This is a genomic window from Mesorhizobium sp. NZP2298 (assembly GCF_013170825.1).
Taxonomy (GTDB): domain Bacteria; phylum Pseudomonadota; class Alphaproteobacteria; order Rhizobiales; family Rhizobiaceae; genus Mesorhizobium.
This window is the reverse complement of the sequence record NZ_CP033365.1, coordinates 1,060,323-1,084,445: the sequence shown is the minus strand read 5'-3', so window position 1 is coordinate 1,084,445 and position 24,123 is coordinate 1,060,323. Positions and strand designations below refer to the sequence as shown.

The window sequence follows — 24,123 nt, the reverse complement described above, 5'->3', positions numbered from 1 at the left end:
CGCCAAATGGACACGGAATGACCGGAAGAATGGCAGGCACCGCCCCCTTCGCCAAGATGAACGGCATCGGCAACGAGATCATCGTTGCCGATATGCGCGGCCGTGCCGATCAGGTGACGGCGGCGGCCGCCCTTGCGCTGAACGCCGATGCCGCGACCCGCTTCGACCAGATCATGGCCATCCATGACGCCAAGACACCGGGCACGGCCTACTATGTCGACATCCTGAATTCGGACGGCACCAGTGCGCAGGCCTGCGGCAACGGCATGCGCTGCGTCGTCCAGGCGCTTGCCGCCGAGACCGGCCAGAAGACATTTACCTTCGAGACCCGTGCCGGCATCCTCAACGCCAGGGAACATGCCGACGGCACGATCTCGGTCGACATGGGCACGCCGCGTTTCGGCTGGCAGGAGATTCCGCTCGCCGAGGAGTTCCGCGACACCCGCATGATCGAATTGCAGATCGGCCCGATCGATGCGCCCGTGCTGCATTCGCCTTCGGCCGTCTCGATGGGCAATCCGCACGCCATCTTCTGGGTCGACCGCGACGTCTGGTCCTATGAGCTTGACCGCTTTGGCCCGCTGCTCGAGAACCACCCGATCTTCCCCGAGCGCGCCAACATCACCATTGCCCAGGTCACGTCTCCCGAGAGCATGATCATCCGCACCTGGGAGCGCGGCGCCGGCCTGACCAAGGCCTGCGGCTCGGCGGCCTGCGCCGCGGTGGTGGCAGCAGCGCGCACCAAGCGGACCGGACGCAGCGTCAGCCTGTTGACCCCCGGCGGCGGCACGCTGCATGTCGAATGGCGCGATGACGATCACGTCATCCTGACGGGTGCGGCCGAGTGGGAATTTTCCGGCAGCTTCGATCCTTCGACCGGCACCTGGGCCCGCGACACCGAAAGCGCGGCCTGATGTCGGTTGCTCTGCCCAGGAGCTCTCATGTCGACGGCTCCCTTTCCGAGGCCCCCAGCCGCATTGACGTGGTGACCTTCGGTTGCCGGCTGAACACCTATGAATCCGAAGTGATGCGGCGCGAGGCCGAGAGCGCCGGTCTTGGCGCGCTGGACGGTGGCGCTGTCATCTTCAACACCTGCGCCGTCACCGGCGAGGCGGTGCGCCAGGCCAAACAGGCGATCCGCAAGGCGCGCCGCGACAACCCGCAGGCGCGCATCATCGTCACCGGCTGCGCCGCGCAGACCGAGCCGGAAAAATTCGCCGCCATGGACGAGGTCGATCTCGTGCTCGGCAATGAAGAGAAGCTCAAGGCGCATTCCTACCGCGCGCTGCCCGATTTCGGCGTCAACGACACCGAGAAGGCCCGCGTCAACGACATATTCTCTGTGCGCGAGACCGCCGGCCATATGGTCGACGCCATCGAGGGCCGCGCCCGCGCCTTCGTCCAGGTGCAGAATGGCTGCGACCACCGTTGCACCTTCTGCATCATTCCTTACGGTCGCGGCAATTCGCGCTCGGTGCCGATGGGCGCCGTGGTCGAACAGGTCAAGCGGCTCGCCGGCAACGGCTATGCCGAGATCGTGCTGACCGGTGTCGACATGACCAGCTTCGGCGCTGACCTGCCGGGCTCGCCCAAGCTTGGCAGACTGGTGAAGACCATTCTCAGGCAGGTGCCCGACGTGAAGCGGCTGCGGCTATCCTCGATCGATTCGATCGAGGCCGACGAGGAATTGCTCGAAGCCATCGCCACCGAATCCAGGCTGATGCCGCATCTGCATCTGTCGCTGCAGTCGGGCGACGACATGATCCTGAAGCGCATGAAACGCAGGCATCTGCGCGACCAGTCGATCCGTTTCTGCGAGGATGTGCGCAAATTGCGCCCTGCGATCGTCTTCGGCGCCGACATCATCGCCGGCTTCCCGACCGAGACCGACGCCATGTTCGAGAACTCGATAAAAATCGTCGAGGAATGCGGCCTGACCCACCTTCACGTCTTCCCGTTCAGCCCGCGCGAAGGCACGCCCGCCGCGCGCATGCCGCAGCTGCGCCGCGAGGTGGTCAAGCAGCGCGCCGCCCGGCTGCGCGCCGCCGGCGAAGCTGCCTACCGGCGCCATTTGTCATCGCTTGCGGGAACCCGGCAATCGATCCTGATCGAGCGTGACGGCCTCGGCCGCACCGAAGGATTCACACTCGCCGCACTCGGCACCGGCGCGCCGGGCGAGATCGTCGAAGCGACAATTACTGGCCACGATGGTATCCGGCTGATCGCAGCCCCGCTTGCCGCACGCGCCGCCTGAGAAACGCAAAGCATGGCTGGTTTTTTCAAGAAGATATTTTCGTTCGGCAAGAAAGAGGTTGTCGAGGAGCGCGTCGACGAGACCGCTCCGCTGCCCCCGATCAAATGGGACCAGCTCGATGCGCTGAAACCGGCGGCCGAACAGGTCGTTCCAGAGTTCTTGAAGCGCGACGAGCCGCAGCCCGAGGCGGAGGTGGTGCCGGCACCAGCGGTCGAGCCTGTTGTAGCACTGCAGCCGGAACCGGCGCCTGTCGAACCGGCTCCGACCATCCCACCGATGCCTGAGCCGACTGTTCCGTCCAAGCCGGAACCGCTGCAGGAGCCCGCGCCGGAAGAAGAACCCGCGCCTGAAAGGCCTGTCGAGCCGCCGCCACCCGAGGAAATTCCGCTTCCCCCGCCTGCTCCGGAGCCCGCCCCCGAACCGCAGCCGCAAGAAGTCCCTGCTCCCGCTGAGCCGGAGATTGCGCCGCCGCGCCCCGAACGGCAGCCGGAACCAGCACCGATCGAAGTGCCGGCCCCACCCGCCGAGGTTCCAGCCGAACAACCCGCGCCGGTCGAAGTGCCGCCACCGGCCGTGCCTTCCACACAGCCGACTTCCGAGGTCAGCGCCGCCCCTCATCCGCCTGCCGGCACCTTCTCCCCGTATAGTGACGGGGAGAAGGAAGAATCTCACCCTCCCTCGATGGGGAGGTCGACGCAAACGTCGGGTGAAGTGACAGCGCCGACGCCAGCGCCAGTCACCCACCCCCACCCCACGCTTCGCTTGGGACCTCCCCATCGAGGAGGAGGTAAAGCGCACGCCGCCCGAAGCTGCACCCGCGCCGGTCGCGCCGCAGCCCGTTATTGCCGAGATCGCGCCCGAGCCGCAGCCCATCCCGCCACCGGCCCCACAACCCTTGCCTGAGTCGAAACCCGCTCCCGGCAAGGTGACGGTGGCGAAAAAGGTCGAGCAGAAGGCCGAGCCGGTGAAGGCGCCGGAGCCGGCGCTGCGGCGCTCCTGGTTCCAGCGCATGCGGGACGGGCTGGCCCGCTCGTCGCGCGAGCTCACCGGCAACATTGCCGGCGTCTTCACCAAGCGCAAGCTGGACGAGGAAACGCTGCAGGACCTGGAGGATGTGCTGATCCGCGCCGACCTTGGCATGGAAACCGCGCTTCGCATCACCGACGCGCTGGCCGCCAGCCGCTATGGCAAGGACGTCTCCGATACGGACGTGCGCACCGTCATGGCGGCCGAGGTGGAGAAGGTGCTGACCCCCGTCGCCCGGCCGCTGGAACTCGACCTCTCGCACAAGCCGCATGTCATCCTGGTGGTCGGCGTCAACGGCACTGGCAAGACCACCACCATCGGCAAGCTGGCGGCAAAACTGACCGATGGCGGCCTGTCGGTGATGCTCGCCGCCGGCGACACCTTTCGCGCCGCCGCGATCGAACAATTGAAAATCTGGGGCGAGCGCACGAAGTCGCCTGTCATCGCCTCCAAGATCGGCGCCGATGCCGCCGGCCTCGCCTATGACGCTTTCGAGAAGGCGAAAGAGGCGGGCTCCGACGTGCTTATCATCGACACCGCCGGCCGGCTGCAGAACAAGACCGAGCTGATGGCGGAACTGGAAAAGATCGTCCGCGTGCTCGGCAAGCTCGATCCGGAAGCGCCGCACACGGTGCTGCAGACGGTCGACGCCACCACCGGCCAGAACGCGCTCAACCAGGTCGAGATCTTCCGCAACATCGCCGGCGTCAACGGCCTGGTGATGACCAAGCTGGACGGCACGGCGCGCGGCGGTATTCTGGTGGCGATCGCGGCAAAGCACAAATTGCCTGTCTATTTCATCGGCGTCGGCGAACAGGTCGACGACCTCGAGCCTTTCTCGGCAAGCGAATTCGCCAGGGCGATCGCTGGAGTGGCGTAACGGCATGATCCCTTTGAACGGGATCGTGCGTAAGAAGGAAGATCATGAACCCACCCATTCTCGAACGCGATCCGTCCGACCCGCAGAAAGAGAAGAAGGAAGGCGTCAATCCCCTGCTCAAGCTGGTGCTGGAGCTTGGGCCGCTGCTGGTCTTCTTCTTCGCCAATGCGCGCGGCGAATGGCTGGTGCAGAAATTCCCGGTCCTGGGCGAATTCGGCGGCCCGATCTTCGTCGCCACCGGCCTGTTCATGGCCGCCACGGCCATCGCGCTGATCGCCTCATGGCTGCTGACGCGCACCTTGCCGATCATGCCGATGGTTTCGGGCGTCGTCGTCTTCATCTTCGGCGCGCTGACGCTCTATCTGCAGGACGACATCTTCATCAAGATGAAGCCGACCATCGTCAACACGCTGTTCGGCGGCGTGCTGCTCGGAGGCCTGTTCTTCGGCAGGTCGCTGCTCGGCTATGTCTTCGATTCAGCCTTCAAGCTGGATGCCGAAGGCTGGAAAAAACTCACGTTCCGCTGGGGCCTGTTCTTCCTGTTCCTGGCCGTCGTCAACGAAGTGGTGTGGCGCAATTTCTCCACCGATGCCTGGGTTACCTTCAAGGTCTGGGGCATCATGCCGATCACGCTTTTGTTCACCTTCAGCCAGATGCCGCTGATCCTGCGCCATTCCCTGGACGACAAGGCGAGCGGGGAAGAGAAGGCAGGCAAGTAGGACCTGCAAGTAGAGCAATTCCAGGAAAGGCGCGTAGCGCTCTCCCTGGGGAATTGCGTCAAAACAAAGAGGGGGAGAGCCATGGAATTCGTCACCACGCGTGAAGAGCTTCGGACGATCTACAAGACGCCGCGCCCGACCGACGGCTCGATCCGCAAGGAGCTGAAGGCGCTCGACGGCCATTGCCGTTCCTTCATCGGCAAGAGCCCCTTCGTGCTGATCGGTTCGTCCGACGGCGCCGGCAATGCCGACGTGACGCCGAAGGGCGACAAGCCAGGCTTCGCCGCCATTCTCGACGACCGCACCATCGCCATTCCCGACCGGCCAGGCAACAACCGGCTGGATACGCTGGAGAACATCCTGCGCAATCCCTCGGTCGGACTGCTCTTCCTCATCCCCGGCATGAACGAGACGCTGCGCGTCAACGGCGATGCCCGCATCACCGTCGATGCAAATCTGCGCGAGCGCCTGGCCGTCGACGGCAAGGAGCCGCAAAGCGTCATCGTCGTCGCCGTCAAGGCTGCCTACATGCATTGCGCCAAGGCCTTCATGCGCTCCGATCTGTGGAAGCCGGAGAGCTGGTACGACCGTGCCACTCTGCCGACACTCGGCCAGATCCTGCGCGATCAGCTGGCGCTCGCCGATTCGGCCGAGGCGACCGACCGCTGGCTCGACGACGATTACAAGCAGACCATGTGGTAGGTTTCCCAGCGATTCGTCCGAACTGGCCTCGCCGACTGTGCTGAACATCCTTGCCATCTCCGGCAGCCTGCGGGCGGCCTCCACCAATTCGGCCTTGCTCGCGGCATTGGCGCGCAACGCGCCGCCTGGCTGCCGTGTCACTGTCCATGATGGGCTCGGCCGCTTGCCGATCTTCAATCCGGACGATGAGGGCGAGCGCACGCCGTCCGAAGCCTCCAGGTTGATCGACGCCGTCACTGGCGCCGACGGCCTCATCGTCTCCTGTCCCGAATATGCCCATGGTGTGCCGGGCGGGCTGAAGAACGCGCTCGACTGGCTGGTCTCGCGCGACGCCGCCGTCGCCAAGCCGGCCATGCCAGTGCACGCCTCGCCCCGCTCGCTATTTGCGCGTGCCGCTTTGGCCGAGATCATGCGGACCATGTCGTTCGCGATGTATGAGGACAGGTTGGAGATTGCGTTGTTGGGGAAGAAGCCGCCGGAGGTGGCGGCTATTTTGGCTGACGAGGCGAATGTGCTGGCGATGCGCGACGCCGTGCAGGCCTTCGCGGACTTTATTCGCAGGCAAACATAGGGTCGTCATCCTAGGGTCTCCGCGACGTCGCTTCGCGACTGCTTCGCCCTAGGATGACGAAGTTGAGAGCTTCGACCAATCTCTAACGTTGAGGGTTGCCACTCTCTCCGCCCTAACCCTTCCGCAGGGTCTCGACATCGGTCTTGCCGACATACCAATCGCGGGCGTTGACCTCTTCGAAAACCACCCAGACATCGTCATTGCCGAGCCCGGTGGCATCCATGATGGCCGCCGTGACTTTCTTGGCGATATCAGCCTTCTTGCCTGCCGGATCGGCGGCGATCACTTCCTTGACGATGCGGATGTTGACGAATGGCATGACGCTCTCCCCTTGGGTTTTTCTGCTTTCCGGCAAGAAGCTGCTTTGAAAGCCTCTCCGACGGACTGAATGGTGGCCGCTTCGGCAACTTCGGCGCGGCGGGCACCCCTTTTATGCGCAGGAGCGCCATCAAAACCCGCCAAATAAGAGTGTCCAGCCTCAATAGGTCTTGGCCCCGTTCACCATCAGCCGCACCGAATAGAGCGAGGTGGTGCCCGCGATGTAGAGACAGTTCAGCTTGGCGCCGCCGAACACGCAGTTGGCGGTCACCTCGGGCACCTTGACCTTGCCGATCAGCGTCCCGTCCGGATCGTAGCAATGGATGCCGTCAAAGGCGCTGGTCCAGATGCGTCCGTCGGCGTCGAGCCGGAAGCCGTCGAACAGGCCGGCCGTGCAGTCGGCGAAGACCTTGCCGCCCGAAACCTTCTTGCCGTGCTTGCCGACGTTGAACACCCGCATATGCGCCGGATTCTCGGCGCCATGCGTGCGGCCGGTGTCGACGACATAGAGCAGGCTCTCGTCGAGCGAGAAGGCAAGCCCGTTGGGCCTGACCATGTCGGTGATGACGGCCTCGACGTCCCCGCTATCGGGATCGACCCGGTAGACGTGGCAGGCGCCGATCTCGCTCTCGGCCTTGTCGCCCTCATAGTCGGTGTCGATGCCGTAGGTCGGGTCGGTGAACCAGATCGAGCCGTCGGATTTCACCACCGCGTCGTTGGGCGAATTCAGCCGCTTGCCCTTCCACTTGGCCGCGATGGTGGTGACCGAGCCGTCATGCTCGGTGCGGCTGACGCGGCGGCCCGAATGCTCGCAAGTGACCAGCCGGCCCTGCCGGTCGACGGTGTTGCCATTGGAATTGCCCGAGGGCTGGCGGAAGACGCTGACACTGCCGTCCGTCTCGTCGTAACGTAGCATGCGGTTGTTCGGAATGTCGGACCAGACGACATAGCGGCCGGCGGCGAACCAGGCCGGCCCTTCCGCCCAGCGGCATCCGGTGAACAGCTTCTCCACCTGCGCGCTGCCATTGAACAGGCGCGCGAAGCGCGGATCGAGAACTTCATAATAATCTGCGGCCGCCATGCATTTCCTCCCGGCATCACGTGACGGCAGATCAAGCCAGCCCGCGATCGATCTGGCAAGACGGCGCCTTCGCAATTTGTATGACAAAACGGAGAGGAAGCTGCCATGCGGCTCCGCTGCCCCGCGACCGTGCGGCCAAGACGCGCCTTAGGACTCGATTAACCGGCTATGCGCTGCGTGCAATGGTGCATTGCAACATCTTCTTTTTGCAATGCACCATTACTATGTCATGTTCCGTATTGACCAAGGGAGGAAGAACCGGCCGCCAGAATGCGGCATAGAAGGAACCCTTGCTATGATCTTCGATCTCATGAACCGCGCTCGCAGCAGCATCGCCAAGCGCAAGCACTACAACCGCCTCGTCGCCGAAATCGACAGCTTCTCCAGCCGCGATCTGGCCGACATGCGCGCCGACCGCTCGGAAATGCTCTACCAGATCCACAAGCAGATCTACGGCTAATCTCAAGTCTCGTGACACGCGCCACCCAGGCGCGCTGAGATTCAGGTCAGGTCGAATCGAAAACGGTGGATTCCGAGAACCGGAGCGGAGCGTACTTTCCGGACGTGAGCTCAGTTCTACTGCGACGCAGTGGAACGGGGAAGCGCAGGAAGCCGCCGTTTGCAGGCCGGCATCACCTGAATATCAATGCGCCGCCAGCGCCTTCTCGATCTGCGGCAACAGCAGCGTCTGCGCCGACTCCGCCGTCAGCGGGCCGACATGCTTGTAGGCTATCTTGCCGTCCTTGCCGATAACGAAGGTTTCCGGCACGCCATAGACGCCCCAGTCGATCGCCGTACGGCCGGCTTCGTCGACGCCGATCGCCTGGAACGGATTGCCGAGATCGCCGAGGAACCGGCGGGCGTTTTCCGGCCGGTCCTTGTAGTTCAGCGCTGTCATTACGAAGCGCTTGTCCTGCGACAGCGCCAGAAGCACCGGGTGCTCTTCCCGGCACGGCGCGCACCATGACGCAAACACATTGACCAGCGTGACCTTGCCGGCGAACGCCTTGGAGTCGAGTCCCGGCAGGTTTGATCCCTCCAACGCCGGCAGATTGGTCTGCGGCGCCGGCATCCCGATCAGCGCCGAAGGCACTTCCGAGACATCGCGTCCCGACAAAAGCTGCGACAGGAACAGGCCGGCAAGGCCGAGAAAGACCAGGAGCGGCAATAGCACGAACAGGCGGCGCCCGCGCGTCGGGGTTTCGGTTTCGCTGCTCACGGCTTCTCAGCCTCCGCCTTGTCGGAACGTCGCCGCACGCCTGCTGCTTCCAGTTCGGCAAGATCCCGCTTGCGCCCCCTTTGGTCGAGCAGGATCCAGCCGATCAGCCCGGCCAGAACGACCGCCGTGATGCCATAGGCGGCCGTGACATAGAGTGCATGCGCACTCATGCCTGCCGCTCCATCGGCGCGCCTCTTTCCAACCTTCCGCCTCGTTCGATCATTCTTCCCCTTAACGGCCTGCCTACGGCTGTGCAACGCACCGTGGTTTCAAACATACGTGGCCACCGTGCCGCGGCCCTTGATGTCGCGCAAACCATGGCCAACCTCGCTCAATCGGTTCCATGCCGCAGTGCCAGCGCCGCCGAGGCCGGCCCCAGCACGGCAAGAAACAAGGTCAGCGCGGCAAGAATGAGGAAGGGCTGCAGGAACGGATCGGGATTTGCGGTCGCGCCATAGCTCGCCGAAACGCCGAAGATCAGCACCGGGATGGTCAGCGGCAGCACCAGCACGGAGATCAGAAGTCCACCGCGCGGCAGCGCCACCGCCACCGCCGCACCTGCCGCGCCAATGAAGGTGATGGCCGGCGTGCCGACCAGAAGCGTGAGCGCCGTGGCGCCGATGGCGAGCGGCTCCATGTTCATGAACAGGCCGAGCAGGGGCGCGGCGATGACCAGCGGCAGCACGCTGCCCGCCCAATGCGCGAGGCACTTCACCAGCACCGTCAGCGCCAGCATGTGCCGGTCGTTGCCGAGCACCAGGAGATCGAGCGAGCCGTCCTCGCGATCGGCCTGGAACAGCCGGTCGAGCCCGAGCAGGCAGGCGAGCAGAGCCCCGATCCACAGGATCGCCGGGCCGATACGGGCAAGCAGCTTCAGGTCCGGCCCGACACCGAAGGGGATGGTGGCGATGACGGCGAGGAAGAAGATGACGCCGGTCAGCGCGCCGCCGCCGGCGCGGATGTTGAGGCGGATGTCGCGGGCGAAGAGGGCTAGCACTTCACCGTCCCTTTGTGGGAGGGTCGGCGCGCAGCGCCGGGGTGGGGAGCGGCGGCCATCACAAGAGATCCCCCCCGCTCCGCTTCGCGGATCGACCCTCCCCACAAGGGGGAGGGTGAATGCCCCATCACCAATTCCTTCGCCCCCTCGATCCCCAGCGGCAGATGCGTCGCCGCTACAATCATCCCACCAGACCGGCAATGCCTTGTCATCAACCCAGCGAATCGCTCCTCCGAAGCCTTGTCCAGCCCCGCCGTCGGTTCATCGAGCAGCCACACTGGCCGGTGACTGACCAGGAGTTTCGCGATCGCCGCGCGGCGCCTTTGCCCGGTCGACAGATAGCCGAACGGCAGATGCCCGATGCCATCAAGCCCGACCGTTTCCAGCGCCTCTTCGACCCCGGCATCTCCATCGCCGTTGAAGTCGTGCCAGAAGCGCAAATTTTCCGTGACGCTCAGCGCGGTCTTCATCGCATTCTGGTGACCGAGATAATGACAGGCCGAAGCAATCGACGGAAAGTCATCGCCGCCGTCTTCGATCAGCAATCGACCTTCCGCCTTCGGCAGCAGCCCGGCGATGATCCTGAGCAAGGTTGATTTGCCAGATCCATTCGGTCCGGTGACGACCAGCGCCTGGCCATCGCCGAGGGCGAAGCCAATGCCGGAAAATACCGCCTCGCCGCCGCGTTCGCCGCCCAGATTTTCGGCGATAAGCCGCATTCCTCGCCTGCCCTGAAAACAATGTTTCGCGAGCGCTGCCGCATCGCACAAATTTGCTCTCCAACTGTCTAGAACTATTCCAGAAAATTCTCTATATGCGGTGCATCCGTGCCAGCGGTCGGCTCGGGAACAGAATTTGCGCCGAACCAGCGCACGCGCCGCCTTGAACGGCTCGGGTTGCTTGGGAGCGGACAGCGGAAATGGCCGTACCCGCACCTTTGCGCGTGATTGCATGCCATCGGCGTCCGTTCCCTTTCAGGCTGAACAGACAAGGACGGATCGCACGTGTCAAAATCCCTCGATAGTTTCAATTGCCGCCGCACACTGACCGCGGGCGGCACCGAATATGTCTATTTCGACCTTGTCGAGGCCGAGAAGAACGGCCTCACCGGCATTGCCCAGCTGCCCTATTCGATGAAAGTGCTGCTGGAAAACCTGCTTCGCAACGAGGACGGCCGCTCCGTCACCAAGGAATCGATCCAGGCGGTCGCCGGCTGGCTGACCGACAAGGGCACCGCCGGCGTCGAGATCGCCTATCGCCCGGCCCGCGTGCTGATGCAGGATTTCACCGGCGTTCCGGCCGTGGTCGACCTTGCCGCGATGCGCGACGCCATGGCTTCGCTTGGCGGCGATCCGCAGAAGATCAACCCGCTGGTCCCGGTCGACCTCGTCATCGACCACTCCGTCATCGTCGACGAGTTCGGCACGCCAATGGCCTTCGCCCGCAACGTCGAGCTCGAATACGAGCGCAACGAGGAACGCTACAAGTTCCTGAAATGGGGCCAGCAGGCATTCCGCAACTTCCGCGTCGTGCCGCCCGGCACCGGCATCTGCCACCAGGTTAACCTCGAATATCTCGGCCAGGTCGTGTGGACCAACACCGAGGACGGCGAAACCACGGCCTATCCTGACACCTGCGTCGGCACCGATTCGCACACCACGATGATCAACGGCCTTGGCGTGCTCGGCTGGGGTGTTGGCGGCATCGAAGCCGAGGCGGCCATGCTCGGCCAGCCTGTCTCCATGCTCTTGCCCGAGGTCATCGGCTTCCGCCTCACCGGCAAGCTCAAGGAAGGCGTCACCGCCACCGACCTCGTGCTCACCGTCACCCAGATGCTGCGCAAGAAGGGCGTCGTCGGCAAGTTCGTCGAATTCTTCGGCCCGGGCCTGTCCAACATGACGCTGGCCGATCGCGCCACCATCGGCAACATGGCGCCGGAATATGGCGCCACCTGCGGCTTCTTCCCGGTCGATTCGGAAACCATCCGCTACCTGACAATGTCGGGCCGCGAGGAAAGCCGCATCGCGCTGGTCGAAGCCTATGCCAAGGCGCAAGGCATGTGGCGCGAGGCGGGCTCCGCCGACCCGGTCTTCACCGACCTGCTCGAACTCGAGCTGAGCAGCGTGGTGCCGTCAATGGCCGGCCCCAAGCGTCCCGAAGGCCGTGTCGCGCTGGAAGGCATCCCGGACGGCTTCGCCAAGGCGATGGAGACCGAGTACAAGAAGGCGGCGGAAATCTCCAAGCGCTACGCCGTCGAAGGCACGGACCATGACCTCGGCCATGGCGACGTCGTCATTGCAGCCATCACCTCCTGCACCAACACCTCGAATCCAAGCGTGCTGATCGGCGCGGGCTTGCTCGCCCGCAACGCCAACCGGCTGGGCCTCAAGCAGAAGCCATGGGTGAAGACCTCGCTGGCCCCCGGCAGCCAGGTGGTCGCCGAATATCTGGAGAAGTCCGGCCTGCAGAAGGAACTCGACCAGATCGGCTTCAACCTGGTCGGCTTCGGCTGCACCACCTGCATCGGCAATTCCGGCCCGCTGCCGGCGCCGATCTCCAAGACCATCAACGATAAGGGTTTGATTGCCGCCGCGGTGCTCTCCGGCAACCGCAACTTCGAAGGCCGCGTCTCGCCCGACGTGCAGGCAAACTACCTCGCCTCGCCGCCGCTGGTCGTGGCGCACGCGCTGGCTGGAACCGTGACGAAGGACCTCACCACCGAGCCGCTCGGCGAGGACAAGAACGGCAATCCGGTCTACCTCAAGGACATCTGGCCAAGCTCGGCCGAGATCCAAGAGTTCATCGAGAAGAACGTCACCCGCGAGCTGTTCGCGCGCAAATATGCCGACGTCTTCAAGGGCGACGAGCATTGGCAGAAGGTGCAGGCGCCAGAAGGCCAGACCTACGCCTGGGACGACAACTCGACCTATGTGCAGAACCCGCCCTATTTCGCCGGCATGACCGCCGGTTTCGGCAAGATCGGCGACATCAAGGGCGCCCGCGTGCTCGGCCTGTTCGGCGACAAGATCACCACCGACCACATCTCGCCGGCGGGTTCGATCAAGGCCGCCTCGCCGGCCGGCAAGTACCTCACCGACCATGGCGTCGGCGTCGCCGACTTCAACCAGTACGGCACGCGGCGCGGCAACCATGAGGTGATGATGCGCGGCACCTTCGCCAACATCCGCATCCGCAACCACATGCTGGGCGAGAACGGTCGTGAGGGCGGCTACACCATCCACTACCCGTCGAAGGAAGAGGAATCGATCTACGACGCGGCGATGGAATACAAGAAAGAAGGCGTGCCGCTGGTCATCTTCGCCGGCGTCGAATACGGCAACGGCTCGTCGCGCGACTGGGCGGCCAAGGGCACCAACCTGCTCGGTGTCCGCGCCGTCATCGCCCAGTCCTTCGAGCGCATCCACCGCTCGAACCTGGTCGGCATGGGCGTCATCCCCTTCGTGTTCGAGGAAGGCACCTCGTGGGCATCGCTCAACCTCAAGGGCGACGAACTGGTCGAGATCGACGGCCTGAGTGCCATCAAGCCGCGCCAGACGATGACCGCCAAGATCACCTATGGCGACGGCTCGGTGAAGAACGTGCCGATCATCTGTCGCATCGATACGCTGGATGAACTCGACTACTTCAAGAACGGCGGCATTTTGCAGTACGTGCTGCGCGACTTGGCGGCATAGTCGCAAGGGAATAAGGCAGCAGGGCAGTAATGGAGCAGGGCAAGGAAGTCATCTCCCTACTGCCCTACTGCCCTACTGCCCTACTGCCCTACTGCCCTACTGCCCTACTGCCCTACTGCCCTACTGCCCTACTGCCCTACTGCCCTACTGCCCTACTGCCCTTCGGCGCGCCATAGCGCGCCGCGGCGGCCAGCAGCACGCCCAGCATCAGCCCGTTGAAGATGTGCCACAGGAAGTGCGTGCCGAGCGGAAAGCCGGTGCAGACCATCGGGTCGATCATGCGCAAGATGACGGACACCACGAAGATCGCCGACCCGGTAAGATTGTACCAGCCGGCCCGGTTGCCGCTCACCGTCACCCAGACACCGAAGAAGGCAAGCGCCAGGAACGGCGGCAGGTAGCCCGTCGTGCCGTTTGACGCCTGACGCAGCCAATCCGGCACGGCGAAACTTACCGCCCCGGCCACCGCATAGAAGACGACGAAGACCGCAATCGCCTTGCCCCATTCCATCCCCAGGAAGCGGCGCAGGTTGAACAGCGTGTAAGCCAGTGTGAAGCCGGCGATCGGCAGCACGTCAATCCAGACCGTGCCCTTGGTGGCGAAGGTATGGAAGATCGTCGAGCCGATGCCGATCGCCACGACCCACCAGGCCAGCACTTCGGCGAAGGTCCCGGTTTTCAGTCGGCGTACTTCCCGTACACCCCATAGTCCCGCGACAATGAAAGCAAGGTTAGTCAAAGCATTCGTCGGCTCGGCCCAAAGTCCAGGTCCGGTCCGCTCACAATAGAGATCGACAGGGGTCAGGAGAGTTTGCCACATGGTGATGATGCCATCCCCGAATCGAACCACGTCATGAAATGCAATGTCTCTCCTATTGCGCCCTTACCTTCGGTTGCAATGGCAAAAATTTCACCGCAACGTGACTTCCCGTTGACTTCCGCTTCTGCCACATATTTCAGCTAATCAGAACAAAGCCGGCGCCACCGGCGGGAATTGGAATGGTCATGGCCTGGCGAAGATCACTGTGGCTGGCAGCCTTTGCGCTGGCCTTCTCGGCTTTTGCCGATGCCGGCCATGCCGGCGAGTCCGAAAGAGTCCAGGCCGAAAAAGCCCAGCCCGACAAGCCGCTCGGCGTGGTCGAACTGTTCACCAGCCAGGGCTGCAGTTCCTGTCCGCCGGCCGACGCGTTTTTCGCCGAACTTGCCACCAGGGAAGACATTGTCGCGCTCTCCTACCACGTCGATTATTGGGACTATCTCGGCTGGAAGGACACGCTGAGCCGCAAGGAAAACACCGAGCGGCAGAATGACTATATGCGCGCCTTCGGCAGCCGCTCCGTCTATACGCCGCAGGCAGTCCTCAATGGCCGTGTGCATGTCAACGGCGCCAATCGTGGCGAGGTCAACGGCGCGCTCGCCCGCATGGCGAAATCCGGCGAAGGCATGCATGTGCCCGTCAAGATCAGCCGTACCAGCGACCGCGTGATCATCGATGCCGGCGACGCCGGCACCGGCCCCAACGATGCCCATGTCGTGATCGTCTATTTCGAGCCGCCCCAGACGGTCAAGATCGCCCAGGGCGAGAACTCCGGCCGCAAGATGACCTATTGGAACGCCGTCACCAGCATCCAGACCGCCGGCATGTGGCACGGCAAGGCGCAGCGCTATGAACTGCCGTTGAGCGAGATCACAAAGAAGGGCGGCTGCGCCGTCCTGCTGCAATCGGTCGGCAAGGACGGCATGCCGGGCCCCATCCTCGGCGCTGCTTTCATCCACAAGCCTTAACGAAAACAGCCGAAACGACCCTGCCTTCGTTATCTCCGGGCGAAGTTCCGTCGCGGCCCCAGGCCTAGTTCCTCGGCCACTTCGCGTCCTTCCGCCCCTGGAATGACGACGGCTTGGCGGCATCACTTTCGACCGGCGCATGAAAAAACCGACGTCAGCTTGCTTCTGACGCCGGTCATTTAGGTTTTGGGATCGTCGCACCCGATTCTTCCGGGGAAAAACCGAGGTTGGTTCGATCCGACGCAGACCCGTGGGCGGGGGGCTTGGGGTTTACGAGCCGGTGCCGGACCGAACCGTCTCAGGCAACGCCGGTAAATTCGTCGGACATTGGGGCATGAGCGCGGATAAAAAAAGGCAGAAATGTGGCGAAGCATCACCAATTCCAACATGCGTTTCGCAAACGTGACTGGACGTGACGAAAAAGGCGCGCCCCTGCAGTCGCTTCGCCGGCTCTTGCAATTGCGGCGCGAAGGGGCCAATTTTGGTTGGCAAAGATTCATTTTGAAGGATCGAGGCATGAGCGATGACAGCGGCGGGACGGGGGATGGTGACGCATCCGCAATATTGATCCCGCTGCACGAGGCGCGACGCGAGCGCCTCGAGCCGGTGCGGTTCGACCGGCGTGAACTGGACCAGATCCTCAGACTCTACGGACGCATGGTCGCCGCCAATGAATGGCGCGACTACGCCATCGATCATCTCACCGACAGGGCGGTGTTTTCCGTCTTCCGCCGCGCCAGCGAAGTGCCGCTGTTCCAGATCGTGAAGGATCCGAAACTGGCGCGCAAGCAGGGCGCCTTCGCCGTTATCGCCGCCGGCGGCCGCATCCTCAAGCGCGGGCAAGAACTCGGCCGCGTGCTCGGCGTCTTCGACAGCAAGCTGAAAGTGGTCGAGGCGTGAAGGGGCAACTGAGGAACTGAGGAACTGAGGAACTGAGGAACTGAGGAACTGAGGAGAATAGGCGCTAAACGCCTGATATTATTTTATTTTCTTTTTCTTCAGTTCCTCAGTTCCTCAGTTCTTCAGTTCCTCTTCCCCCCGAAACTTCCGCTCAGGCAGCGAGGCCGGGTCAGGCGGCAACGACGCGCCGCCATTCAGTGAGAGCTGCATGAACACCGTGTCCAGCCAGCGCCCGTGCTTGTAGCCGGAGCCTTCGAGCCGGCCTGAGTGGCGGAAGCCGAGCTTTTCATGCAGCTTGACCGAGGCGCTGCCTGGATGGCCGTCGCCGATCACCGCGACGATCTGGCGGAAGCCTGCCGCCTCGGCCGCCGCGATCAGGCTGCGCATCAGCATGAGGCCGACACCCTGGCCCTTGGCCTCGGGCGCGACATAGACCGAATCCTCGACGATGAAGCGGTAGGCCGGGCGCGGCCGGAAGGCGCCGGCATAGGCATAGCCAAGCACAGCGCCGTCCTTTTCCGCCACCAGATACGGGAAGCCGCCGGCCGTGAGCGTGGCGAATCGCGTGCCCATCTCCGCGCGGCCTGGCGGCTGCAGCTCATAGCTCGCCGTGCCATGGGTCACCGCGTCGGCATAGATTTCGGTGATGGTGTCGAGGTCGGCCGAAGTCGCCGGCCGTATCACGATAGTGCACATTCTTCATGCAAGCCTTCTGCCTGCTTCCGATAACAGCAAACGCCGGCACAAAAGGAAAGAGCGGCCCTTGGGCCGCCCTTTCCAAACCCGATGGTCCAGTCAGACCATGAAGCGGACCGTGCCTTAGCGGCGGTCGCCCATGAACTGAAGCAGGAACATGAACAGGTTGATGAAATCGAGATAGAGCCTCAGCGCGCCCATGATGGCCTTGCGGCCGGCGACATCGGAAACATCGCCCTCGAAATACATCTCCTTGATCTTCTGCGTGTCGTAGGCGGTCAGGCCGGCGAAGACCAAGACGCCGATCGCCGACACGGCAAAGGACAGCGCCGACGACTGCAGGAAGATGTTGATCACCGACGCGATGATGATGCCGAACACGCCCATGATCAGGAACGAGCCCATCGCCGTCAGATCGCGCTTGGTCGTGTAGCCGAACAGCGACAGCGCACCGAAAGCAGCGGCCGTGGCGAAGAAGGTCTGCGAAATGCTGGCCGTGGTGTAGACCAGGAAGATCGACGACAGCGACAGGCCGACGAGACCGGCATAGACCCAGAACGTGGTCTGCGCGGCGGCGACGCTCATCGACTGAATCCTGAACGACAGGAAGAACACGGCGGCCAGCGGCGCCAGCATCACCACCCAGCGCAGCGGCGACCCGAAGATCGCATAGCCGAAGGACGTCAGCATCTCGCCGCTCGGCAGCGTTGCGACAGCCGAGGCCGGATCGGTGGTGGTGGCCAGCATGATCGTGCCGACGGCGGCAAGGCCGGTGATGAGGAGGCCAAGCCCCATCAGATTGTAGACCTTGATCATATAGGCGCGCAGGCCCTGATCGATGTCGGCGCGGACGCCGGGCACCGCCGACGTCTGATAATTGCGAATGGGATCAGCCATTGGAATCCTCTATTGCTTCTGCCCCGTCCGGTGTCGGGCCTCTTGCGGACCCAGGCGCCGCTGGCGGGACTCCAGCATGCCTGTGGCGAAATATGATGGTTATTCGCGTCAAGAACAAGACCGTAACCGGATGTAACGGTTCGTGAGAGGCCGAAATGCCGATTCTCCGGGCTTCCGGGCCGGCATCCTTACCAAGATTTAATTGCAGAGGGCCCGCTCCGCCCCCCAGGGATTGGAGAGTCCGGCCAGGGACTACAGGTCGCGCAGCACCGGCGCCGCCTTGTGGCCGAGCACCCGCCAGGTACCGGCAAGACCGATGCCGACCGTGATGACCAGCGCAAAGACGATGGTCGCCACGGCCACCTCCGGCATGAAATGCGATGGCAGCGTCATGATGCGCGCGACAATGTACCAGGCCGCGATGCCGCCGGCGGCCAGCGCGAAGATCGCCGTGGCCAATCCGATCAGCATATACTCCAGGGAAAATGCCGTTATCAGCGTCCTCCTGGTCGCGCCGAGCGTCTTCAGCACCACGGCGTCGTGGATGCGCGCCCGGTTGCCGGCGGCAAGCGCGCCTGCCAGCACCAGCACCGAAGCGATCAGCGCCACACCGGCCGCGGCCCGGATCGCCGTGCCGAGCTGGCCGACCAGCCGGTTGACGACATCGAGCGCGTCCTTGACGCGCACCGTCGTCACCGCCGGGAAGGCGCGGGTAACGGCATTGAGGATGCGGGCATCGTCGGCCGTCGAGGCACTCTTTTCAGTCAGCGTCGCCATCCAGCCATGCGGCGCGCCCGCGAATGTGTTGGGCGAGAACACCATGACGAAATTGATGCCCATCGTCTCCCACTCGACCTGGCGGAAGTTCGCGATCCTGGCCGTCACGTTGCGGCCAAGCACATTGACGGTGACGGTGTCGCCGAGCTTCAGCCCGATCTCCTTGCCTTCCTGCGCCGAGAAGGAGACCAGCGGCTCGCCGGCATAATTGTCCGGCCACCATTCGCCCTCGGTCAGCGTCGCGTTTTCCGGCCGCCTGGCGTCATAGGTCAGGCCGCGATCGCCTTTCAGCACCCAGGCGCCCTCGGCCGGCACCTTGACCTTGTCGACGGCGACGCCGTTGAGCGCCATCACCCGGCCGCGCAGCATCGGCACCTTGACCAATGTCCCTTGCGGCGCCTCCTTGCCGACCAGGGCCGAGAACGCATCGACATCGCTGCTCTGGATGTCGACGAAGAAGAAATTCGGCGCCCGCTCCGGCAGGCTGCCTGAGATCTGCCGCCGCAGATTGCCGTCGATCAGCGCCAACGTCACCAGCAGCGTCAGCCCGAGCCCCAGCGACAGCACCACCGATGGCGTCAAGGCGCCTGGTCGATGGATGTTGCCGACGGCGAGGCGGAGCGCCACGGAGCGCACGCGCGGGCTCTTCCTTGCCACCCATTGCACCAACGCTCCGACCAGACGCAGCACCAGGAAGGAAAAGATGGTGGCGCCGACGAAGATCGAGGCGATGCGCTGGTCGCCGGACAAGAGGATGGCCAGAACCGCCAGCAGCAACGCGATGCCGACAGCGGAGGCAGTATAGACAAGGCGCGGAAAGCCGCGGCCTTCCAGGCCCATCTCCCGAAACAGCGCCGTCGCCGGCACGTCGCGGGCGCGTCCGAGCGGCAGCAGCGCGAAGGCCAGCGTCACCAGCAGCCCGAACAGCGCCGCCATGCCGAGCGCGCCGGGATAGAAGCCGCCTTGCGCCGGCACCGGAATGACGGATTGAAGCGCCGCACTTGCGGCAAAAGGCATCAGCGCGCCGAGCACCAGACCGGCAGCGATACCGAGTGCCGCTATGATCAGGATTTGCACGAGATAGACGGTGAAGACAAAGCCGCCGGAAGCACCGAGACTCTTGAAGGTGGCGATGACGCCGCGCTTGCCGTCGAGATAGGCGCGCACCGCATTGGCGACGCCGACACCGCCGACCACCAGCGCCGTCAGCCCGACCAGCGTCAGGAACTGCGAGAAGCGCTCGATGTTGGACGACAGAGCGGGGGCGGCGTTGCCGCGCGTGCGGATCGACCAGCCAGCTTCCGGAAAATCCCTGGCCGCCTGATCCTGTATGGCCTTGAGCCGTGCCTCGTCGGCGTCGGCGGGCAGCCGGATCTTGTAGGCGTTTTCGACCAGGCTGCCCGGCTGCACCAGCCCGGTCGCTCCCAGGCCCTCTGTCGAGATCATCAGCCTTGGCGCGAAGCCGAAACCGTCGGACACGGCATCCGGCTCGGTGACCAGCCTGGCGCGCAGTTCAAAGGTGGCGGTGCCGAGCTTCAGCCGGTCGCCGAGCTTGAGATGCAGCCGTTCGAACAGAAGATCGGGCGCCGCCGCGCCAAACACGCCGAATTCTTCGCCGAACAATTCCTGCTCTGTCAGCGCCGGCTCCGTCTCCAGCGCGCCATAGAGTGGATAGGCATCGTCGACCGCCTTGGCCTCGACCAGCGCCTGGTCGGAGCCGTCCGCCAGACGCGCCATCGAGCGCATGCTGACGGTGCGTGAGACAACGCCCAGCCCGTCGAGGAAGCCATGTTCGGCCTGGCTGGCATCGCGCTGGTTGATCTGGAAGCGAAGATCGCCGCCAAGCAGCGTCTGGCCCTGGTTGGCGACGCCGGCACTGATCGAACGGGCAACCGAATTGACACCGCCGATCGCCGCGACGCCGAGCGCGATGCAGGCGAGAAAGATCAGGAAGCCGGACAAGCCGCCGCGCATCTCACGCAACGAAAAGCGGACGGCGAGCTTCAGCGTCCGTGCCAGCGGCATCAGGCGGTGACCTTCAATGGGGTCGGCGCCTCGATACGGCCGGAGCGCATCGACACCTGGCGCGCGCAGCGCGCCGCGAGTGCGGGATCATGTGTAACCAGCACCAGCGTCATGCCGCGCTCGGCCGCCTTGGCGAACAGGAGGTCGGCGACCTGCCGCCCCGTAGCCTGGTCGAGATTGCCGGTCGGCTCGTCGGCGATGAGAATGCGCGGCGAGGGTGCCAGCGCCCGGGCGATCGCCACGCGCTGCTGTTCGCCCCCGGATAGTTCGCCGGGGTAATGGGTGACGCGGTCGCTGAGGCCCACCGCCGCCAGCTCGCGCGCCGCCACCGAAAACGGATCGGCATGACCGGCCAGCTCCAGCGGCACCGCGACATTTTCAAGCGCGGTCATGTTGGGGATGAGGTGGAAGGACTGAAAGACGATGCCAATGTTTCGGCCACGAAACGAAGCGATCTGATCCTCGCTTTTGCCATTCAGGAGTTCGCCGGCGATTCGTACCGTACCCGAATCGATCCGTTCCAACCCCGCCAGCACCATCAGCAAGGTCGACTTGCCGGACCCCGACGGACCGACGATGCCGGTCGCCTCGCCGCGCGCCACCTCGAGGCTGACGCCCTTCAGCACATGGACTGACGACGCGCCTTCGCCGAGCGTCAGGGATACGTCTTTCAGCGCGATGACGGCTTCTGTCAAAATGAAAGCGTCCTATATCAGGGATGATGGCTCTGCTCGCCGGAGGCCGTCGCCGGAAGAATTCCTTGGTCATATGGGGCCTGCCGCATGTCTTTCAAACGCCAGATAGCCGCAGGCTTGGTCCTTTTCCTCGCCATTTGCGGCGCCATTTCGTCGGCGCGTGCCGAGCCCTTCAAGATCGTCGGCTTCGGTGACAGCTTGATGGCGGGCTTCGGGCTTGGGCCCGACCAAGGCTTTACCGACAAATTGCAGGCAGCGCTGCGTGCCAAGGGCCATGACGTGACCGTCGCCAATGCCGGCGTTTCCGGCGACACCACGAGCGGCGGGCTGGCGCGGCTCGATTGGTCGGTGCCGGACGGCACGCAGCTGGTCATCCTCGAACTCGGCGCCAACGATATGCTGCGCGGCATCTCGCCCGACATCACCAGGAAGAACCTCGACGAGATGCTCGGCAAGCTCAAACAGCGCAAGATCGCTGTGTTGCTCGCCGGCATGCGCGCCGCGCCCAATCTCGGCGCCGACTACCAGAACGCCTTCGACGCCATCTTTCCGGACCTGTCTGGGAAATACGATGTCGCGCTCTATCCGTTCTTCCTCGACGGCGTCGCCGGACAGCCCGGCCTGCAGCTCGAGGACGGCATGCATCCGAACGCAAGCGGTGTCGACCGGATGGTCGAGCGCATCCTGCCGACGGTCGAGAAGACCATCGCGGCGGTGCCAGGCGGCTCATGAGGCTGGATAAACTGCTTTCCCTTGCGGAAACTTTTGGCAAAGCCTGTGGCCAATAAACCTCTTGCTCCATTCGACTATCGATGATTCGCTATGGATGACAGTTCGATTCGAGGAAGGGAGGCTCTTCATGCCGCGTCTTTTCACCGCCCTCGAAATTCCGCGTGACGCCGCTCTTTCGCTGTCCCTGCTCCGGGGCGGCCTGCCCGGGGCGCGCTGGATCGATGTCGAAAACTACCATCTGACGCTGCGCTTCATCGGCGATGTCGAGGGCCATGTCGCCGACGAGATCGCCAATGCGCTGGACCGCGTCCACCGGCCCTCTTTCTCGCTGACCCTGTCCGGTGTCGGCGCCTTTGGCCAGAAGAAGCCGCATGCGGTGTGGGCCGGCGCTTCCGCCTCGCCCGATCTGGCCGGGCTTCAGGGCGAGATCGACCGCATCTGCCAGCGGCTCGGCATTCCCGCCGATCCCCGCAAGTTCATGCCGCATGTGACGCTGGCGCGGCTGCGCAATTCGAGCCCGCTGGATGTCGCCCAGTATCTTTCGGCTCGTGGCAATTTCTCCACGCTGCCTTTTCGTATCGGCCGCTTCGTCCTGATGTCGTCGCGCGATTCGGTCGGCGGCGGCCCTTATATCGTCGAGGAGGCCTGGCCGCTGTCGGGCACCGACGCCCGCGCGGCCAGCCGTGTCGCCAGCGCCTCCGACGCCTCGCGGATCATGCGATAGACCTCGGCAAAGGCCTCCGGCCCGTCATAGTAGGGATCGGGCACGTCGCGCGCCTGTCCGTGCGCGAACTCCAGGAAGAGCTGCACCCGGTCCCGCGCGGCCGGCGCCAGCGCCCTCAGGTCGGCGACATTCGAGCGGTCCATGCCAAGGACCAGGTCGAAACGGGAGAAATCCTGCGGCGTGATCTTGCGCGCCCTCTGTCCGGAAATATCGACGCCATGACGCATCGCAACCGCGATCGATCGTGGATCGGGGGGCGAGCCGACCTCCCAGCCGCTGGTCGCCGCCGAATCGAGCCGGATATCGCGGCCCCAGCCGCGCTCGGCCCAAACGGCGCGAAAAACGCCCTCTGCCAGCGGCGACCGGCAGATATTGCCGAGGCAGACGAAAAGGATGGAATTTATGGGCGTTACGCTCATTCGATATGCGCCGTTTGTGCATTTGGAACCCCAAAACCGCAAAACACTTTTGGGCGACTTGCAGTATGGTGAGGGTCGAAATTCGAAATAGCACGGGAAATCATCATGACGAGAGAAAAACTCAGCAAGGACGCCATCACCGCTGCCCTTGCCGAACTCGGCGGCTGGTCGCTGGCCACGGACGGCGCCTCGATCAGGCGCGGCTTCGTCTTTAACAATTTTTCCGAAGCCTTCGCCTTCATGACCCGAGTCGCGCTGGCAGCCGAAAAGATGGACCATCATCCCGACTGGTCGAACGTCTACAAGACCGTGGACGTGACGCTGAACACCCATGACGCCGGTGGCGTAACCGCGCTCGACATTGAACTGGCGAAGAAAATGAACCGCTTTGCCGGTGGTTGATGCCTGGTATCGCACGGTCGCCAAGGCAGCGGAGAATCCCAAATCGGTACCGGCATCTTGCACCGGGGTTCACCTTTCACCACATTTTCCCTCGCGAGGCATGCGCCAGGACGCGCGTGAGACCGCTAGGAGTGATTGATGGCGCAACAACCCGGTTTTGATTTCTTCGGCTTTGGCGACAGGCTGGGCGGCGAGGGCGAAGTGCGCGAGAAATTCTGGCGCACGGCCAAGAAGGCCGCGCGGCAGATCCCCTTCATGGAAGACGTCGTCGCCGCGTATTACTGCGCCATGGACAAGAACACGCCATTGCGCGCCAAGGGCATATTGGTGGCGGCGCTCGGCTATTTCGTCCTGCCGGTGGACCTCATTCCCGACTTCATCTTCGGCCTCGGTTTCACCGACGACATCGCCGTGCTGACCGCCGCGATCACCGCCGTCAGCGCCCACATCACGCCGGCGCATCGCCAGGCCGCCAAGGACGCCATCGCCGACAAGGGCTGATCGTCTTCACGTGGCGCGCATCTTGTGGATGGAGGCGTTCGCGGGCCCGCTTGAAAAGTCAAACTCTTGCCGCTTTCGTGCCCTCCAAGTCGCCGAAGGGACGTCGCG

The 24,123-nt window shown here is 63.9% G+C and carries 25 protein-coding genes and 1 pseudogene; 14 read left to right on the top strand and 12 right to left on the bottom strand.

Annotation, left to right across the window (positions count from 1 at the left end; all coding sequences use genetic code 11):
• The first annotated feature begins 29 nt into the window (after nt 1-29).
• The 6 genes from dapF (at nt 30) to EB231_RS05170 (ending at nt 6,152) form a co-directional block, all read left to right on the top strand.
• Nucleotides 30-914: a diaminopimelate epimerase gene (gene dapF, locus EB231_RS05195; RefSeq protein WP_172352815.1), complete on the top strand. Its 885-nt coding sequence runs from the start codon at nt 30-32 to the stop codon at nt 912-914.
• Complete coding sequence (gene mtaB, locus EB231_RS05190) at nt 914-2,254, top strand: tRNA (N(6)-L-threonylcarbamoyladenosine(37)-C(2))-methylthiotransferase MtaB (protein ID WP_172347889.1); 1,341 nt, start codon at nt 914-916, stop codon at nt 2,252-2,254. Before dapF ends, mtaB begins: the two co-directional genes overlap by 1 nt.
• An 895-nt stretch (nt 2,255-3,149) precedes the next feature.
• On the top strand, nt 3,150-4,160 hold the full coding sequence (gene ftsY / locus EB231_RS05185; RefSeq protein ID WP_445299298.1) for a signal recognition particle-docking protein FtsY: 1,011 nt from the start codon (nt 3,150-3,152) through the stop codon (nt 4,158-4,160).
• 44 nt (nt 4,161-4,204) lie between these two features.
• Nucleotides 4,205-4,879 (top strand): septation protein A, encoded by a 675-nt coding sequence (locus EB231_RS05180; RefSeq protein ID WP_140776098.1) that lies wholly within the window; start codon nt 4,205-4,207, stop codon nt 4,877-4,879.
• Nucleotides 4,880-4,960: 81 nt separating this feature from the next.
• The gene (locus tag EB231_RS05175) at nt 4,961-5,581 is read left to right on the top strand and encodes a pyridoxamine 5'-phosphate oxidase family protein (protein WP_172347888.1); all 621 of its coding nucleotides are present in this window, start codon (nt 4,961-4,963) and stop codon (nt 5,579-5,581) included.
• A gap of 37 nt (nt 5,582-5,618) precedes the next feature.
• Nucleotides 5,619-6,152, top strand: a complete 534-nt coding sequence (locus EB231_RS05170; RefSeq protein WP_172347887.1) for an NADPH-dependent FMN reductase — start codon at nt 5,619-5,621, stop codon at nt 6,150-6,152.
• A 112-nt stretch (nt 6,153-6,264) separates the two neighbouring features.
• Here the strand turns inward: EB231_RS05170 and EB231_RS05165 are convergent, their stop codons facing one another.
• Both EB231_RS05165 and EB231_RS05160 read right to left on the bottom strand, forming a co-directional pair.
• Nucleotides 6,265-6,471 carry a tautomerase family protein gene (locus tag EB231_RS05165; protein WP_013892236.1) on the bottom strand — a complete coding sequence of 69 codons (207 nt, stop codon included), beginning with the start codon at nt 6,469-6,471 and terminating at the stop codon, nt 6,265-6,267.
• 159 nt (nt 6,472-6,630) lie between these two features.
• A complete protein-coding gene (locus EB231_RS05160) occupies nt 6,631-7,551 on the bottom strand; it encodes an SMP-30/gluconolactonase/LRE family protein (RefSeq protein WP_172347886.1) in 921 nt (306 codons plus the stop codon).
• A 295-nt stretch (nt 7,552-7,846) separates the two neighbouring features.
• Here EB231_RS05160 and EB231_RS05155 point away from each other — a divergent pair, with 295 nt between their 5' ends.
• On the top strand, nt 7,847-8,011 hold the full coding sequence (locus EB231_RS05155) for a hypothetical protein (protein WP_081850415.1): 165 nt from the start codon (nt 7,847-7,849) through the stop codon (nt 8,009-8,011).
• A gap of 183 nt (nt 8,012-8,194) precedes the next feature.
• On the opposite strand, the gene EB231_RS05150 is transcribed toward EB231_RS05155, so the two are convergent.
• The 4 genes and pseudogenes from EB231_RS05150 to ccmA form a co-directional block, all read right to left on the bottom strand.
• Nucleotides 8,195-8,770, bottom strand: coding sequence for a DsbE family thiol:disulfide interchange protein (locus EB231_RS05150; RefSeq protein ID WP_172347885.1), 576 nt, complete (start codon nt 8,768-8,770; stop codon nt 8,195-8,197).
• Entirely contained in the window at nt 8,767-8,940 is a 174-nt protein-coding gene (ccmD, locus tag EB231_RS05145; protein ID WP_172347884.1) for a heme exporter protein CcmD, read from the bottom strand. The genes EB231_RS05150 and ccmD overlap by 4 nt, the downstream gene beginning before the upstream one ends.
• A 161-nt stretch (nt 8,941-9,101) precedes the next feature.
• Nucleotides 9,102-9,767 carry a heme exporter protein CcmB gene (ccmB, locus tag EB231_RS05140; protein WP_172347883.1) on the bottom strand — a complete coding sequence of 222 codons (666 nt, stop codon included), beginning with the start codon at nt 9,765-9,767 and terminating at the stop codon, nt 9,102-9,104.
• Between the two features lie 116 nt (nt 9,768-9,883).
• A pseudogene (gene ccmA / locus EB231_RS05135) lies at nt 9,884-10,486 on the bottom strand (heme ABC exporter ATP-binding protein CcmA); the annotation flags it as partial.
• 285 nt (nt 10,487-10,771) lie between these two features.
• On the opposite strand from ccmA, the gene acnA reads away from it, so the two are divergent.
• Nucleotides 10,772-13,462 carry an aconitate hydratase AcnA gene (acnA, locus tag EB231_RS05130; protein WP_172347882.1) on the top strand — a complete coding sequence of 897 codons (2,691 nt, stop codon included), beginning with the start codon at nt 10,772-10,774 and terminating at the stop codon, nt 13,460-13,462.
• A gap of 136 nt (nt 13,463-13,598) precedes the next feature.
• On the opposite strand, the gene EB231_RS05125 is transcribed toward acnA, so the two are convergent.
• On the bottom strand, nt 13,599-14,282 hold the full coding sequence (locus tag EB231_RS05125) for a ceramidase domain-containing protein (RefSeq protein WP_172347881.1): 684 nt from the start codon (nt 14,280-14,282) through the stop codon (nt 13,599-13,601).
• 179 nt (nt 14,283-14,461) lie between these two features.
• On the opposite strand from EB231_RS05125, the gene EB231_RS05120 reads away from it, so the two are divergent.
• Nucleotides 14,462-15,247: a DUF1223 domain-containing protein gene (locus EB231_RS05120; RefSeq protein ID WP_172347880.1), complete on the top strand. Its 786-nt coding sequence runs from the start codon at nt 14,462-14,464 to the stop codon at nt 15,245-15,247.
• A 516-nt stretch (nt 15,248-15,763) separates the two neighbouring features.
• Entirely contained in the window at nt 15,764-16,147 is a 384-nt protein-coding gene (locus tag EB231_RS05115; RefSeq protein WP_172347879.1) for a DUF2794 domain-containing protein, read from the top strand.
• 114 nt (nt 16,148-16,261) lie between these two features.
• Here the strand turns inward: EB231_RS05115 and EB231_RS05110 are convergent, their stop codons facing one another.
• The 4 genes from EB231_RS05110 to EB231_RS05095 all read right to left on the bottom strand — a co-directional run bounded on the left by EB231_RS05110 (nt 16,262) and on the right by EB231_RS05095 (nt 21,237).
• Entirely contained in the window at nt 16,262-16,843 is a 582-nt protein-coding gene (locus EB231_RS05110; protein ID WP_172347878.1) for a GNAT family N-acetyltransferase, read from the bottom strand.
• A gap of 123 nt (nt 16,844-16,966) precedes the next feature.
• Complete coding sequence (locus tag EB231_RS05105) at nt 16,967-17,740, bottom strand: Bax inhibitor-1/YccA family protein (protein ID WP_056574542.1); 774 nt, start codon at nt 17,738-17,740, stop codon at nt 16,967-16,969.
• Between the two features lie 252 nt (nt 17,741-17,992).
• On the bottom strand, nt 17,993-20,542 hold the full coding sequence (locus EB231_RS05100; RefSeq protein WP_172347877.1) for an ABC transporter permease: 2,550 nt from the start codon (nt 20,540-20,542) through the stop codon (nt 17,993-17,995).
• The gene (locus EB231_RS05095; RefSeq protein ID WP_172347876.1) at nt 20,542-21,237 is read right to left on the bottom strand and encodes an ABC transporter ATP-binding protein; all 696 of its coding nucleotides are present in this window, start codon (nt 21,235-21,237) and stop codon (nt 20,542-20,544) included. The genes EB231_RS05100 and EB231_RS05095 overlap by 1 nt, the downstream gene beginning before the upstream one ends.
• A gap of 87 nt (nt 21,238-21,324) precedes the next feature.
• Here EB231_RS05095 and EB231_RS05090 point away from each other — a divergent pair, with 87 nt between their 5' ends.
• Together EB231_RS05090 and thpR are read left to right on the top strand one after the other, a co-directional pair.
• On the top strand, nt 21,325-21,969 hold the full coding sequence (locus tag EB231_RS05090) for an arylesterase (RefSeq protein WP_172347875.1): 645 nt from the start codon (nt 21,325-21,327) through the stop codon (nt 21,967-21,969).
• 127 nt (nt 21,970-22,096) lie between these two features.
• Nucleotides 22,097-22,693 (top strand): RNA 2',3'-cyclic phosphodiesterase, encoded by a 597-nt coding sequence (gene thpR, locus EB231_RS05085; protein ID WP_140776123.1) that lies wholly within the window; start codon nt 22,097-22,099, stop codon nt 22,691-22,693.
• Here the strand turns inward: thpR and EB231_RS05080 are convergent.
• Nucleotides 22,597-23,112, bottom strand: a complete 516-nt coding sequence (locus EB231_RS05080; protein ID WP_172347874.1) for a low molecular weight protein-tyrosine-phosphatase — start codon at nt 23,110-23,112, stop codon at nt 22,597-22,599. The two genes, thpR and EB231_RS05080, sit on opposite strands and share 97 nt — an antisense overlap.
• Before the next feature lie 105 nt (nt 23,113-23,217).
• Here EB231_RS05080 and EB231_RS05075 point away from each other — a divergent pair, with 105 nt between their 5' ends.
• A complete protein-coding gene (locus EB231_RS05075) occupies nt 23,218-23,514 on the top strand; it encodes a 4a-hydroxytetrahydrobiopterin dehydratase (RefSeq protein WP_081295064.1) in 297 nt (98 codons plus the stop codon).
• 138 nt (nt 23,515-23,652) lie between these two features.
• Nucleotides 23,653-24,015, top strand: coding sequence for a YkvA family protein (locus tag EB231_RS05070; RefSeq protein WP_127278702.1), 363 nt, complete (start codon nt 23,653-23,655; stop codon nt 24,013-24,015).
• Nucleotides 24,016-24,123: the final 108 nt, after the last annotated feature.